Annotated in this window: 16 protein-coding genes; 5 read left to right on the top strand and 11 right to left on the bottom strand. The window is 54.8% G+C overall.

What is annotated here, in order from left to right:
• Window positions 1–6 precede the first annotated feature (6 nt).
• Window positions 7–1,170 carry an isovaleryl-CoA dehydrogenase gene (locus tag ACOI8A_RS19080; RefSeq protein ID WP_420650104.1) on the bottom strand — a complete coding sequence of 388 codons (1,164 nt, stop codon included), beginning with the start codon at window positions 1,168–1,170 and terminating at the stop codon, window positions 7–9.
• Window positions 1,171–1,371: 201 nt separating this feature from the next.
• Here ACOI8A_RS19080 and ACOI8A_RS19085 point away from each other — a divergent pair, with 201 nt between their 5' ends.
• On the top strand, window positions 1,372–3,060 hold the full coding sequence (locus tag ACOI8A_RS19085) for an AMP-binding protein (protein ID WP_420650103.1): 1,689 nt from the start codon (window positions 1,372–1,374) through the stop codon (window positions 3,058–3,060).
• A 109-nt stretch (window positions 3,061–3,169) separates the two neighbouring features.
• On the opposite strand, the gene ACOI8A_RS19090 is transcribed toward ACOI8A_RS19085, so the two are convergent.
• A complete protein-coding gene (locus tag ACOI8A_RS19090; protein WP_420650102.1) occupies window positions 3,170–3,529 on the bottom strand; it encodes a DUF6124 family protein in 360 nt (119 codons plus the stop codon).
• A gap of 88 nt (window positions 3,530–3,617) precedes the next feature.
• Window positions 3,618–3,983, bottom strand: coding sequence for a DUF6124 family protein (locus ACOI8A_RS19095; RefSeq protein WP_420650101.1), 366 nt, complete (start codon window positions 3,981–3,983; stop codon window positions 3,618–3,620).
• A 627-nt stretch (window positions 3,984–4,610) separates the two neighbouring features.
• Here ACOI8A_RS19095 and ACOI8A_RS19100 point away from each other — a divergent pair.
• Genes ACOI8A_RS19100 through ACOI8A_RS19110 form a run of 3 tightly spaced genes read left to right on the top strand, consistent with a single transcriptional unit; the run spans window position 4,611 to window position 5,819 of the window.
• The gene (locus ACOI8A_RS19100) at window positions 4,611–4,805 is read left to right on the top strand and encodes a hypothetical protein (protein WP_420657793.1); all 195 of its coding nucleotides are present in this window, start codon (window positions 4,611–4,613) and stop codon (window positions 4,803–4,805) included.
• A 12-nt stretch (window positions 4,806–4,817) separates the two neighbouring features.
• On the top strand, window positions 4,818–5,273 hold the full coding sequence (locus tag ACOI8A_RS19105) for a hypothetical protein (protein ID WP_420657794.1): 456 nt from the start codon (window positions 4,818–4,820) through the stop codon (window positions 5,271–5,273).
• 42 nt (window positions 5,274–5,315) lie between these two features.
• Complete coding sequence (locus tag ACOI8A_RS19110; RefSeq protein ID WP_420657795.1) at window positions 5,316–5,819, top strand: hypothetical protein; 504 nt, start codon at window positions 5,316–5,318, stop codon at window positions 5,817–5,819.
• A 15-nt stretch (window positions 5,820–5,834) separates the two neighbouring features.
• Here ACOI8A_RS19110 and ACOI8A_RS19115 read toward each other — a convergent pair whose 3' ends face one another.
• The 8 genes from ACOI8A_RS19115 to ACOI8A_RS19150 form a co-directional block, all read right to left on the bottom strand.
• Window positions 5,835–6,755, bottom strand: a complete 921-nt coding sequence (locus tag ACOI8A_RS19115) for a hypothetical protein (RefSeq protein ID WP_420657796.1) — start codon at window positions 6,753–6,755, stop codon at window positions 5,835–5,837.
• Between the two features lie 41 nt (window positions 6,756–6,796).
• A complete protein-coding gene (locus ACOI8A_RS19120) occupies window positions 6,797–7,438 on the bottom strand; it encodes a hypothetical protein (protein ID WP_420657797.1) in 642 nt (213 codons plus the stop codon).
• A 55-nt stretch (window positions 7,439–7,493) separates the two neighbouring features.
• Window positions 7,494–7,883, bottom strand: coding sequence for a hypothetical protein (locus tag ACOI8A_RS19125; protein WP_420657798.1), 390 nt, complete (start codon window positions 7,881–7,883; stop codon window positions 7,494–7,496).
• Window positions 7,884–8,260: 377 nt separating this feature from the next.
• Complete coding sequence (locus tag ACOI8A_RS19130; RefSeq protein WP_420657805.1) at window positions 8,261–8,554, bottom strand: phage major tail tube protein; 294 nt, start codon at window positions 8,552–8,554, stop codon at window positions 8,261–8,263.
• 113 nt (window positions 8,555–8,667) lie between these two features.
• Window positions 8,668–9,567 carry an abortive infection family protein gene (locus ACOI8A_RS19135; RefSeq protein ID WP_420657799.1) on the bottom strand — a complete coding sequence of 300 codons (900 nt, stop codon included), beginning with the start codon at window positions 9,565–9,567 and terminating at the stop codon, window positions 8,668–8,670.
• A gap of 928 nt (window positions 9,568–10,495) precedes the next feature.
• Entirely contained in the window at window positions 10,496–11,395 is a 900-nt protein-coding gene (locus ACOI8A_RS19140) for a hydroxymethylglutaryl-CoA lyase (RefSeq protein WP_420649020.1), read from the bottom strand.
• A 147-nt stretch (window positions 11,396–11,542) separates the two neighbouring features.
• Complete coding sequence (locus ACOI8A_RS19145; RefSeq protein ID WP_420649019.1) at window positions 11,543–11,944, bottom strand: MerR family transcriptional regulator; 402 nt, start codon at window positions 11,942–11,944, stop codon at window positions 11,543–11,545.
• 55 nt (window positions 11,945–11,999) lie between these two features.
• Window positions 12,000–12,944 carry a LysR family transcriptional regulator gene (locus ACOI8A_RS19150; RefSeq protein WP_420649018.1) on the bottom strand — a complete coding sequence of 315 codons (945 nt, stop codon included), beginning with the start codon at window positions 12,942–12,944 and terminating at the stop codon, window positions 12,000–12,002.
• 167 nt (window positions 12,945–13,111) lie between these two features.
• Here ACOI8A_RS19150 and ACOI8A_RS19155 point away from each other — a divergent pair, with 167 nt between their 5' ends.
• Window positions 13,112–14,341 carry an acyl-CoA dehydrogenase gene (locus ACOI8A_RS19155; protein ID WP_420649017.1) on the top strand — a complete coding sequence of 410 codons (1,230 nt, stop codon included), beginning with the start codon at window positions 13,112–13,114 and terminating at the stop codon, window positions 14,339–14,341.
• Window positions 14,342–14,464 lie beyond the last annotated feature (123 nt).

A 14,464-nucleotide genomic window follows, 5' to 3' on the forward strand; every position in this document is an offset into this window, starting at 1 on the left:
CTCCGGTTAGCGGGTTTCGTTGAACAGTTCGCGACCGATCAACATGCGCCGGATCTCACTGGTGCCGGCGCCGATTTCGTACAGCTTGGCGTCACGGAGCAGACGACCGGCCGGGAATTCGTTGATGTAGCCGTTGCCGCCGAGAATCTGGATCGCGTCGAGGGCCATTCGGGTCGCGCATTCGGCGGTGTAGAGGATCACGCCGGCGGCGTCCTTGCGGGCGGTTTCGCCGCGTTCGCACGCCTGAGCCACCGCATAGAGGTAGGCGCGGCTGGCATTGAGTTGGGTGTACATGTCGGCAACTTTGCCCTGGATCAGCTGGAATTCGCCGATGCTTTGGCCGAACTGCTTGCGATCGTGGATGTACGGCACGATCAGGTCCATACAGGCTTGCATGATCCCGGTCGGGCCACCTGAAAGAACGACGCGTTCGTAATCGAGGCCGCTCATCAGCACTTTCACGCCGCCGTTGAGTACGCCAAGGATGTTTTCTTCCGGCACTTCAACGTCATCGAAAAACAGCTCGCAGGTGTTCGAGCCGCGCATGCCGAGCTTGTCGAACTTGTTGCTGCGGCTGAAGCCTTTGGAGTCGCGCTCGACAATAAATGCAGTGATGCCGTGCGGGCCTTTTTCCAGGTCGGTCTTGGCGTAGATCACATAGGTGTTGGCGTCGGGGCCGTTGGTGATCCAGGTTTTGCTGCCGTTGAGTACGTAGTGGTCGCCACGTTTTTCGGCGCGCAGTTTCATCGAAACCACATCGGAACCGGCGTTCGGTTCACTCATCGCCAGTGCGCCGACGTGCTCGCCGCTGATCAGCTTCGGCAGGTATTTGCTTTTCTGTTCGTGAGTGCCGTTGCGGTTGATCTGATTGACGCAGAGGTTGGAGTGCGCGCCATAGGACAACGCTACCGAGGCCGAGCCACGGCTGATTTCTTCCATCGCTACGACGTGCGCCAGGTAACCCAGACCCGCGCCGCCGTACTCTTCCGGCACGGTAATGCCGAGCAGGCCCATGTCACCGAACTTGCGCCACAGATCAGCCGGAAACAGGTTGTCGATGTCGATCTGCGCCGCGCGTGGGGCGATCTCTTTGGCAACGAAGGACTGCACCTGATCGCGCAACATGTCGATGGTTTCACCGAGGGCGAAGTTCAGGGATGGGTAGCTCATGGTTCACCTTTTAGCTTTTTTGTAGGGTGGGGAGGGCGGCAGTTTGGCTCTCACCTTTACGTTAACGTAAGCCTGCGGCGGATGGCTGTCAATCACCCTTTACGTTAACGTCAACTTAGGCGAGAGTAGGGCCAGTTCTGAATGCTCGGAGCCGCCATTGCTCCGTTCCAACACCCACTAATAAACACAATAGGGGTCGTCATGGATCAACCCAGTGCAAACCCGCAGCGCAGCTACACGCGCGGTTCCCAGGACAAAGCCTTGCTGGCGATGACCATCGGCCAGAAGTTCGACGACACCGTCGCGCGATACCCGGATGGCGAAGCGCTGGTAGTGCGCCATCAGCAGCTGCGTTACACCTGGCGGCAACTCGCCGATGCGGTGGACGTGCATGCCCGAGCACTGCTGGCGTTGGGTTTACAGGCCGGCGACCGTCTCGGCATCTGGGCGCCGAACTGCGCGCAGTGGTGCATCAGCCAATTCGCCAGCGCAAAAATCGGCGTGATCCTGGTCAACATCAACCCGGCCTATCGCAGCTCCGAACTCGAATACGTGCTCAAGCAATCCGGTTGCCAGTGGCTGGTCTGCGCCGGGTCGTTCAAGACTTCCGACTACCACAGCATGCTGCAAAACCTGCTGCCAGAGCTGGCCGAGCAGTCCATCGGCCAGTTGCGCAACGAGCGCCTGCCGGATTTGCGCGGCGTAGTCAGCCTCGCCCCACAGCCGCCCTCGGGATTTCTCCCTTGGTCGCAACTGGCGGATCTGGCAACCAGCATCTCCCCCGAGCAACTACGCGAACGCAGCGCCAGCCTGCACTTCGATCAACCGGTGAATATTCAGTACACCTCCGGCACCACCGGTTTCCCCAAGGGCGCGACCCTCAGCCACTACAACATCCTCAACAACGGTTACATGGTCGGCGAGAGTCTCGGTCTGACGGCTGCTGATCGCTTGGTGATTCCGGTGCCGCTGTATCACTGCTTCGGGATGGTCATGGGCAATCTCGGCTGCATCACCCACGGCAGCACGATGATTTATCCCAACGACGCGTTTGATCCGCTGCTGACGCTTAGTACTGTCGCCGAAGAAAAAGCTACTGCGCTGTACGGCGTGCCAACGATGTTCATCGCCATGCTCGATCAGCCGCAGCGTGGCGAATTCGACCTATCAACGTTGCGCACCGGCATCATGGCCGGCGCAACCTGCCCGATTGAAGTGATGCGCCGCGTGAACAACGAGATGCACATGCGCGAAGTGCAGATCGCCTACGGCATGACCGAAACCAGTCCGGTGTCGCTACAGACTGGTCCGTCAGACGAACTGGAACTGCGCGTGACCACAGTCGGCCGCACTCAGCCGCAACTGGAAAGCAAAATCATCGATGAGGCGGGCAATCTGGTGCCGCGTGGCACCATTGGTGAACTGTGCACGCGCGGTTACAGCGTGATGCTCGGCTACTGGAATAATCCGCAAGGCACCGCTGAGGCCATCGACGAAGCGGGCTGGATGCACACCGGCGATCTGGCGAGCATGAATGACGACGGCTACGTGAATATCGCCGGGCGCAACAAGGACATGATCATTCGCGGCGGCGAGAACGTTTATCCGCGTGAGCTGGAGGAGTTTTTCTTCACCCACCCGGCAGTGGCGGATGTGCAAGTGATCGGCATTCCGTGTGCGCGTTACGGTGAAGAAATCGTTGCCTGGATCAAATTCCATCCCGGCCACAGCGCTAACGAACTGGAGTTGCAGACGTGGTGCAAGGAACGCATCGCGCATTTCAAGACGCCGCGTCATTTCAAGTTTGTCGAAGAGTTTCCGATGACCGTGACCGGCAAGATTCAGAAATTCAGGATGCGTGAGATCAGTATCGAGGAATTGGCGCAGTAACGAGGCCTGAAGAGCGGATCTGTGGGGGCTTGGCTCCCACAGTTTTAACCTTCTATATCGATCATAGCCTTCGAAGCCAGGGCGCGGACCCTGGCTTCGAAAGCGGCGCTTATTGCTTTACTTCTACATTTTCCAACGCCTGATTAACTGCCAATTCCCCCAACATCACGACTTGTGCAATACCCAACAGGGTCTTGCGGTTCGGCCCTTCCAGCAGGCCGGCAAAGTCGCCGAGCATGACCGTGGCTGACGCGAGGGATTCGCAGGCGTTGGCCAGCAAGGACTCCGTGTCGGTTTGCGGATTGACCATGAACATGTGGCTTGGGGTATAGGGCGTGGCCATGATCTGGGCTGCGGGTGTCAGGTAATAGTCGAGGGCGCGTTCGGCCGCGTCGTGGAGTTTTCTTGAATCGGGAAATTCGTAAGGGGACACCGGATCTTCTACCGGTGGAATGACGGTCTTGGACATCAGCTGGAACTCCGGAAAAGAGTCGCTTGAGGATTTTTATAGACGGCTGCCAGGCAGTGAGGGGACAAGCCCCTCACCGAGGCGGCAACTACCGCGAGACGTGATGGTTATCCAGCACACGATTGACCAGCAGCTCACTCAGCATGATGACCTGCTGCAGCATCTGCATCGCCTTGCGCTGCGACGGATCGACGGTGTTACCGAGATCCCTGGCCATGTCACTGGCCGACGACAACGTTTCGCACGCTTCGACCAGCAGCGTTTCGTCATCCATCGTTGGATTGACCAGATAGATCTTGCCGGGCTTGCGCGATGGCTTGGACGTCTTCTGCGCCCCAGGATCGAGGTAATGATTGATCGCCCGCTCGGTTGCCGTTTTTATGTTTTCGGCTTCGAGTGCGGCGTCGTAGGGGATTGAATTGGTTTCTGGTGGGTTTGGTGTGGCTTTGAACATACGTGTAACTCCTATCGCAGACTTCAAGGAGCCATCACCCACGCTACCAAACGATGGGTGGCGGCCATACGCGGGTTGGTAGACCGGCTGCAATAGGAACCCGGCGCTCACGAATGAGCCCCACGCATGACCACCATAAAACAGAGCCCCCAAAAGGGACTGCATACGGTGTTGCCATACAGCTATTACAGACGGGCTACCAAACCCGATCACTGTTTTTCAGTGACAGGGAAACGATATAGCTCACCCCATAGCCGCGTAAGCCGGCGGATTCTGGCGTACGCGTAGGCAACGACGCAAGGTGTTGTAGCCCTTATGGCGTAACGGTTCGTGTACTTTAAACGCCCATGTGGTGTCGTGTTTACACACTGCGAAAGCCATGAAACCTTCGTCTTGTTTTTGATGCATTTGCCGGGTGCATGTGGATGCTGCGGTTCTGACCTCAAGCAGATGCCAATAGAGTGCTTACTGGGAGGTCGTCGTTGGCGACTGTGTGTCAAAGTAGTTTTATGGGTTGGCCTTCGTGAGCGCGGCAGTTAGTGTGGCTGCCATGTCGGCGTCAGCTCTCATGATTTCACTTGGTCAGTTGGCGAATGACAATCAATGAACGTGAAGGAGGTTTTGCAGATGGATGAGGAAATCACGCTTGAGCATGAAGGCGTTCAATACACCGCTATCTATAACGTGTTTGGGGAGACGATGACGGTCTACTTGCCTAACGGTGAAGCGCGGTCGACTGAGTTGCGGGGGCTGGGGGTTGAGTCGGCCGCCATGGTGCATCTGAAGTCGTATGTACTAAATGTGGCAGGGAAGAAAAACTAAGGAGAGTCACGCATGGCAGCGGGCAATATCGAACGGTTTAACGTGCTTGTGGGGGCGATCTTCGCCAAGCTTTATCAAGAGTTTCCGGTTGCCATTGAGTTGCAGCCGGAAGACTTTGAGGAGCAGATGGCGGTCAATCGGCCTGAGCAAGAGGTTGACGATTATCGCCATCGCCGTGATGCAGTATTTTTTGTTTCGACGGTTATTTGGTTGAGTAACCACGGCTATTTGGACAGTGGCTCACAACTTAGCAATAGCACGGTGATGGGCTGTGTCATGACTGCCCGTACCTTGGAGCTCTTGCAGGCAATGCCTTCGAATCTTGAGAGCAAGGCCCCGTCGCTGGGTGATCAATTGGTCAGTGCGACGAAGGACGGTATGACGGGGAAAGTCAAAGAGCTTGCTTCCGAGTTTTTGAGCAAGGCGGTTGTTTTTGGCACCAGGGCAGCGACGGATTGGGTGGGCTAGCTCCACCCTCACTTATCGACACCCAATGAGTGAGATGCAGCTTTGAATCCGAGCCTAAATGCTGATAACGGTCAAACTCAAACTGTCGATATCAACGCGGAAATTTTGGACGTCTTGCAAGAGGCCAAAATTCTCGCTCGACGATTTTACCGGCTTACCGGCAAACCACTGTGGATTACTGGTGAGGTGGCTGAGTATGAGGCTGCTACGAAGTTAGGCTTGGATTTACACGGCGCAAGACAGGCAGGTTACGACGCCACCACCTTGCGAAATGGGCACGAAGTGCAGATTCAGATTAAAGGGCGGTGTGTCGCCGACCCGGCCAAGCTGAATGGTCGCGTGGGCAGTATTGATTTGGGTAAGCCCTTTGATGCTGTGCTGTTGGTTTTGCTGGATTCTGAGTTCAACGCGTTTGCAATGTATGAGGCCAGTCGTGCTGCAGTGGCTGCAGCACTTGAGCGGCCGGGATCTAAGGCCCGTAATGAGCGCGGATCATTGGGGATACGCCAGTTTAAGGCGATCAGTACCTTATGCTGGTTTAAATAGCTGAGCTACTCGTTGTCATTTGGAATGGTTGTTCAAAGGCGTTTTTTCCTGTTCCGTTTTTACCAATATTACAGCTCGTGGTAAAGCTGGTGCAGTATCAGGGAACATGGGATCTAGTCTCCTCTCCATTGTTCCCAACTCAAGACCATTCAAAAGTTCCTCCGGCAACGAAGAGTCCGGATTTTCCTCAGCAAGTAATAAAAGCGCTTCTCTCAACCACTCTCGCATTTGCAAACCATTTTTCCCATGCAAAAGCGGCCGTACGGGAGTTCCTACTAGCCCGAGTTCCAAGGCGTCACCAAATGTCTCTAGGCAACAAGTCCCCGTAATCTCTTCAAATCCGTCTTTTTCGATAACCAAATGCGAGGGTGCTAACCATTGAAGCGTTCCGGACCGACTATAATGATTCGTAAGCGGTTGAAGGCCGCTTGCGACATAGTATGCGAAATTGAAACTTGAACCTGACGGATAAAACACGCCGAACGTTCCAACGGAATTCAAAATGGCATCAGACAATAAATTAACAGGCGGGTAAAACTTGGTTGTCGCGTTTCTAATGGGTGGCCTATTTGCTAGTAAATCCCACTGTTCTAGATTTGCGCTAAAACTTTCGAAGCCGACCGTGGTTTTTGCTCGGCCACATCCTAAATCATTCTTAGTGACCTTGGCCTGGTTGAATGTTACGCGTGCTGAATTGGCGTCTCCATCAGGGTATTGAATAATCATGACGTCGCATAACTCGCAGCGAGGGGTGGGGCGCCCTGTGCCCCTCTTAGCGTCAAATATTACTTGGTACTTGTTTCCATGGTATTCCGTTGCTAATGCATTCCGGCCGAGTGAGTTAAAGGCTTCTATAAAAGCTTGAAAAAGCTGGATTTCGCCTTTCTTGCCCGCTGCCTTGATACGAAAAGCGTTCTGCAATTTAGAACCGGTCATTATCTTATGTCTTCCTAGTTGACTTCGTTGCTTCAGACTGCTTAGCGTGTCGCTTCAGCAACAACACAATTGGTGTGCCCCATCACCCTTGCGGCTAGCTCAAACAAATCCTTAGCCGCTATTTCGTTTTCTTCTGCGACACTGAACACCTCCTCAACATCATTCACACGACCCGATCCCGGATCCGGGTATCTGCCCGCCCAAAGGGTGAAGTGAGTGAGCGTTTGTAAAATCGCGTTATCCTTGGCGCTCAGTCCTGGCATGAACTCTGCGAGCTTTACTAACTTATGGTGGTAGAAAGATTTTTCATTTGCCATATAGGCTACGACGCCGCTGCGCAGGATCGTCATGGCTTTTAGGCAGACCTCCAAGCTGTAGCCAACTAGCATCAAAGCCACTGCACAATATTGGCTGTCGCATATGCCCCTCACATTGATTGGCATCGCTTCAAACTCTGGCTGATTTTTTATCAGCGCAACCGCTGCCTGAGTCAGTGCTTCTGCTTGGGTCAGCCACAGAATTGGAGATTTGAGATCCTCTGCTGTTGGAGGCTTCGAGATGTCTACGGGGAAGCCTTCTACCGTTTGGGCTATCCCCCACTTGAGCCACGCTGAAGAGCTATAGCCAAACGGGTCCGCAGCAAAAGCATTTCGGTTGGGATGAAGCTTTTTCGTGAAATCCATATTTGGTGCCCTAGCTCGAAATAGATTTGGCAGCAGTGAGCAAAGCTATCTGTTTTTATGGTGTTTTGCCATCCTGCTTTTTCTCAGCAGAGCGAGGTATGAACGTTACTTTGGAAACGCCAAGCTCTGTTAGGCGTGCATCGAGTCGTCTCAAATAGCTAACGGAGGATTTGTCATAGTGGAGGAGTAGTTCCCAAGTTGAATTCTTTGTTTTCATGATGGAGTCCATGACATCGAACAGATCATCTGTTTTCTTGTTTTTAATTTCTTCGTTGAGTATGTCTTGTTTCAGTGTGACAAAACGAGCGTAGCATTCTATTTGCGGAGCGAGTTTTTCAATATCAAAATCGCTTTCATTCCCAGCTGGATCGCATGGGTTTGGTGAAGAAAGATTGTCCACTGGATGAATATCAATTTCGTCTATGTGAACAAGGTCATTTGCCATGTCTTTTCCGAAATATCTCGACAGCTTGAAATGCTCTGCGATTAGCTGTTAACGCCAGCCACGGTGAAATTCCATGTATTCATTCCACGAACCGTTGGAAAATTCTCCCCATCCCTTTTTATCCATACCCTTCACTAACTTTGCCAAGGCAAGATAGCCATTGTCCAAAAGTCGACTGGTTTCTTGTGCTGTTGTTTGGGCGTCGTCGAGAAATCTCACCTTCTCGGCTCTATCATTTTGATCAATTTGAAGATAGGCCGTGCCGGCAATGGTAAGGGCAGCGGTGAAAAAAGAAACCGAAAGTGTTTGAGATCATGTCAAATCAGCCATCAGTGATTACCTATAGAGAAAGACTCGAGCTATATGTCGGCACATACTCAGACTCCGTGAGTGATTCCCTCCGCTATGGAGCATTGAGTTTTAGCCTGCCCAATATTTTTGCGATACCTTCTCAACTGATCCTCCCCATTCACCCAAAAAATATTTGCCAAGTAATCCAGCAACACCACCTCTTCACCATTGATCATCTGCCGCAAGTAGGTCGCCGAAAACGGTGTCTCGTACTTGCTCGGATCACACGGATTGTGGTTGCCTACGGTGGCGGTGAGGTCGGATTGGGTGAAGTTGAGGGTGGTGCCGCAGGACGCGGTGTGTAGGCCGGGTTTGAAGATATGGAGGGGGGCATGTTGGGGTCACAGGAGAAAAATCACCTGAGGTATTAGCGGTGGATAGAACCTTTCCAAAGAACAGCATTCAGGCGATTTTCTGTTGGTGAGTAACCCGGTTATCCTTTCCCCTCCAAAATTTTTGCCGTTTGTCTTAGCACGAACGCGGAGCCACAGCCGGCCAAGTGGTTAATGAATTGCGCAACATCAATTCCAGGAGGGGAATACCCGCCGATTCTGCCGTGGGCTGTGCTACTGGAGTTTCTGATGGTGGCGATACCATGGAAGATGGTTCCAAGTCCTGTTAGGGCCTGCAGGGCACCTCCGTCAACGATCCCCGCATCACGCAGTTTTCTCATTACGCGGGAATTGAGCTTGTCCACGGACAGAGTTTCATAGCCCGTATCTCCAAGCTGCTCGAGGCACGCTTTCAGAACTGCTTCTAAGTGCGAACAGCTGCGAGTTATGGAGTCCTCCGGGTCGCTTTCTACGGTTTTTCGTGCCTTCTGCCAAGACTCAAGCAGATTGGGATGCTGCTCGAAGTTTTCTTCTAGATCCCCATCGATTAAAGCTTTTTCCACGGCCACGAATTTAGTCAACCACTCGTTGGCGGTTGCAAAAAGGGTGTGTTCTTCTTCCAACGTTTTAGAAATGTTTACTACCAGAGAATCGAGAATCCTCGGCGCGCTTAGCTGGATTAACCAGCCAGGCGGAACCCTATCTAGATCCTGTTCGTCATACTTCGATTCTTGGCCGCTATCTGAGTAGGATTCTGTTCTGACAGTGAGTTTCTCGCCGTCAAAGGCCAGCCAGCTTGCCTTACCGCCACTGAAGCCGCTTTCTTCATGATCCCAAGTAGATAGCGTCACGGATTTGCTATACGCATAGCATCCGATCCCTTCCGCTGCCTCCAATAGCTTTTTCTCGAATGCCTTGAGCCTCTCAACCAGTATCCGACGCTCGCTTCTTACCTTCGCTGACAAGGCAGCCAAACCTGCCAATCCATCGTCGCTTGCCATGATTTTCTACCTTAATCGAAAGCAGCTTTGTACGGGAGTACCAAAAGATTCGACAATATCTCTGATTGAGAATATGACTTCAAAGGAACATTAGGCACGTCTTGCACATGAGGCAATAGCCTGTATCCCGATCCGTATGCTGGAGCCGGATAAGCGTCTTTCCTTTAATTTTGCCGGCATGCGTACTTTCTCTGCCGGGATTCGAACGTTGTCTAGCTACTAGACACTTTGACGTCGGCGCTGCCGGCGGCTTCGATGATTTGGACGCTGGCGTCGTCGGGGATGGCGGCGACGGCGCCCTGGACCATGGCTTCGAGGCTGTCGGGTAGCCCGGGATGGATCAGGATTATGTCGCTTTTGGGGTATGGCTTAGGTCAGTCGTGAACAGCCAGACAGCACAAAGGGGAGCCGAAGCTCCCCTTTAATTTGTCGTTGCGTGCTCTTTTTTATTATTGAGGGGCGGTCTGTTGTTGTTTTTGGCAACCGTGGCCCTTTACAGCTGTTTTTGGCGACCCCCATGCGGGGTCAAGAGCAAACGTATTTTTTTGAGCGCTGATCTGCTTTCTCGTTTAACGATCCAACCGATTCGGGAGCTACCTGAAGGTAGTTTTATTGTTCTCTGCCCGGTTGCGAGTGATTCCGAGGAATACCCTGAAAAGCTTACCTTCTCCAAAAAAATCTGTTAGCTGCGTCTCTGTCGTGTTGTTCTTGTTATGTCAGAGTCGTTTCGTTTTGTTTTTATTGGTTTGCGGCTTTTTATTCTTGTTATGCCATAGAGATAGCAGGAGCCGTGCCAACTTTGTAAAAACCTTTAAAATCAATGCCTTGAAAATTTTGTAGGATTTGCCCTTCGGTAAAACCCAGACAATTTGTTTCCGTGTTACTCGCTTGCGCCCACGTTTCGAACGCAGCGGTAACACTCATGTCCTCACTGTGTGCTACGCGCCTTGGCCACGCGCGAACCGCTTGGGCGACCGAGCACTGCACTGATTTGTTGGCCCGCAGCAATCAGCGCGTCGAGGTCGATGCCGGTTTTGATACCGAGGCCGTTGAGCAGATACACCACGTCTTCGGTGGCGACGTTACCGCTGGCGCCCTTGGCGTACGGGCAGCCGCCAAGCCCGGCAATCGAGCTGTCGAACACCGAAATACCTTCGAGCAGGCTGGCGTAGATGTTGGCCATGGCCTGGCCGTAGGTGTCGTGGAAGTGCCCGGCGAGTTTCTCGCGTGGCACCTGCGCCGAGACCACTTCGAACAAACGGCGGGTCGCGCCTGCGGTGCCGGTGCCAATAGTGTCACCGAGCGACACTTCGTAGCAGCCCATCGCGTACAGCTCGCGGGCTACCAGCGCCACCTGTTCCGGCGCGATCGTGCCTTCGTACGGGCAGCCCAGCACACACGACACGTAACCGCGCACGGTAAAGCCGTGCTGTTTAGCGGACTCCATGATCGGTGCGAAACGCGCCAGGCTCTCGCTGATCGAGCAATTGATGTTGCGCTGCGAGAACGCTTCGGACGCGGCTGCGAATACCGCGACTTCCTTGACCCCGGCGGCCAGTGCATCTTCGAAACCGCGCAGGTTCGGCGCCAGTGCGCCATAGACCACACCCGGCTTGCGCTGAATCTGCGCAAACACTTCGGCGGAGCCGGCCATCTGCGGTACCCACTTCGGCGAGACGAAACTGCCGACTTCTATATAGCCAAGACCAGCGGCGCTCAATGCGTCGACCAATTGCACCTTGTCAGCGACGCTGATCGGCTGGGCTTCATTCTGCAGGCCGTCGCGCGGGCCGACTTCGATCAGGCGTACTTGGGAGGGGAGGGACATGGGATTGACCTGCTCACTTTTTGAATTCGAGGAAGACATTGTGGGAGCGGGCTTGCCCGCGATGGCGTTGGGTCAGTCACCATCAATGCTGAATCATCCGGCCTCATCGCGGGCAAGCCCGCTCCCACAGGATGGTGTGGATGGCGGCTACTGCGCCACTTGCTGGCTTTTCAGCGTCTGTTCCAACGCCTGCACGCAGCGCTCTTCAGCGGTATCGAGTTCGAGCTTCATCTGTTCGATGTCGAGCAACTGCTGCTCCAGCTGTTCGCGGCGCTCGGTGATTTTCGCCAGCATGCTGTTCAACTGTTTGGTGTTACCGCTGCTAGGGTCGTACAGCTCGATCAGTTCGCGGCATTCAGCCAAGGAAAAACCGATGCGCTTGCCGCGCAGAATCAGTTTCAGGCTGACCTTGTCGCGCGGCGAATAAATGCGTTCCTGGCCGCGACGCTCAGGGCTGAGCAGGCCTTGCTCTTCATAAAAGCGGATCGCCCGGGTGGTGATGTCCAGCTCGCGGGCGAGGTCGGAAATGCTGTAGGTCTGACTGCTCATGAAAGCGCTCGAAGAAAGGTCTTGGCGCTAAGCTAATGGCTGCTTTACGTTTACGTCAAGTCGCGGGCGCCTGCAGCTTGTCGAGCTTCTTCTCGTGCGCTGTCACTTGTTGGCACAACTCGATCATCTGTTCGCGCATCCAGCGGTTGGCCGGGTCCTGATCGGTGCTTTCGTGCCAGTACAAATGCGTTTCCACTGGCGGCACATCATTCACCGGAAGATTGAACGCATGCAGTTCATGACGACGGGCGAAACGTTCCGGCACGGTCATGACCATATCGGTCTGCTGCAACACCTGCGAAGCCATCAAATAATGCTGCGAACGCAGCGCGATCTTGCGCTGAATGCCCATTTTGCCCAGCGCCAGATCAACATGACCGAGGCCACTGCGGCGGCTGGAAATGTGGATATGCGTCAGCGACAGATAATCATCGAGCGTGAATTTTTCCTTGCCCGCCAGCGGATGGCCCTTGCGCATGGCGCAGACGTAACGGTCTTCCATCAGCTTGACGTGGCGTACTTGCGGGTCGGTGTTGAGCGGCGCATCCACGGCAAAGTCGAGACGCCCGGCCGCCAGCTCCTTGGTGGTTTCCCGGCGTTTCGACAGAAAGCTTTCGATGATCACCGTCGGCGCCAGACGCCGCAGACGCTGGAACAGCGGCGGCAGAATCACAGCCTCCGTCAAGTCAGTCATGCTGATGCGATAAGTCTTGGCCGCTTGCGACGGGTTGAAAATCCGGCTTTCCTGCACCGACACCCGCAGCAACGACAGCGCGTTGCGCACCGGGCCGATGATGTTCTGCGCCATCGGCGTCGGCACCATGCCCTGAGCCGTGCGCACGAACAGTGGATCGTTGAAGGTTTCGCGTAATCGCGCCAAGGCGTTCGACACCGCTGGCTGAGTGATACCGACAATCTGCCCGGCGCGGGTCAGGTTGGCTTCGGTATAGATCGCGTCAAAGACGATGAAGAGGTTGAGGTCGACCTTGCTCAGATTCATGACGCGTTTCTCTTGTTATGGGGGATGGCCAGGGCGGCTGACATCAGTGAAACATATATCGGTGATGAATGTTAATACACGCCGAGAATAGGCTAGGTAAATTATCAACGCTGTTCTAGCATCGATTGCATGACCTAAACAACCTCTCCAGAAGAAGGTAGCTGCTCATGGATTTCGCGTATTCGCCCAAGGTTCAGGAACTGCGTGAGCGCGTAACCGCGTTCATGGACACTTACGTTTATCCGGCCGAAGCCGTGTTCGAACGCCAGGTTGCTGAAGGCGACCGCTGGCAGCCGACCGCGATCATGGAAGAACTCAAAGCCAAGGCCAAAGCCGAAGGCCTGTGGAATCTGTTCCTGCCGGAATCGGAACTGGGTGCCGGCCTGACCAACCTCGAATACGCGCCGCTGGCGGAAATCATGGGCCGCTCGTTGCTCGGCCCGGAGCCGTTCAACTGCTCGGCGCCGGACACCGGCAACATGGAAGTGCTGGTGCGTTACGCCAACGAAGAACAGAAACAGCGCTGGCTCGAACCGCTGCTGCGCGGCGAGATCCGCTCGGCATTCGCCATGACTGAACCGGACGTTGCGTCCTCCGACGCCACCAACATGGCCGCCCGCGCCGTGCGTGATGGCGATTCGTGGGTGATCAACGGCAAGAAGTGGTGGACCTCCGGCGCCTGCGATCCGCGCTGCAAAATCATGATCTTCATGGGCCTCAGCGATCCCGACGCGCCACGCCATGCTCAGCACTCAATGATTCTGGTCCCAGTCGACACACCCGGCGTGAAAATTGTGCGCCCGCTGCCAGTCTTCGGCTACGACGACGCACCGCACGGCCACGCCGAAGTGCTGTTCGACAACGTGCGCGTGCCGTACGAAAACGTGCTGCTCGGTGAAGGCCGCGGCTTCGAAATTGCCCAGGGTCGCCTTGGCCCAGGCCGAATTCACCACTGCATGCGCTCGGTCGGCATGGCTGAACGCGCATTGGAATTGATGTGCAAACGTTCGGTGAGCCGCACGGCATTCGGCAAACCGCTGGCGCGTCTGGGCGGCAACGTCGACAAGATCGCTGACTCGCGGATGGAAATCGACATGGCCCGCCTGCTTACATTAAAAGCGGCGTACATGATGGACACCGTCGGCAACAAAGTCGCCAAGAGTGAAATCGCGCAGATCAAGGTTGTCGCGCCGAATGTCGCATTGCGCGTAATCGACCGGGCGATTCAGATGCATGGCGGGGCAGGGGTGTCGAACGATTTCCCGCTGGCCTATATGTACGCCATGCAACGCACCCTGCGCTTGGCTGACGGCCCGGACGAAGTGCACCGCGCGGCGATCGGCAAGTTCGAGATCGGCAAGTATGTGCCGAAGGAAATGCTGCGTAGCGGTCGTTAAGACCGAGTCGTCTGCATCGTCGGAACGCCGCCCGGGGCAAGCCCGCTCCCACAGGGATCTCTAGTGAACGCATATTTGTGAACACCAGAGAAACCTGTGGGAGCTGGCTTGCCAGCGATGGCG

The organism is Pseudomonas sp. P4795, assembly GCF_048822895.1.
Taxonomy (GTDB): domain Bacteria; phylum Pseudomonadota; class Gammaproteobacteria; order Pseudomonadales; family Pseudomonadaceae; genus Aquipseudomonas.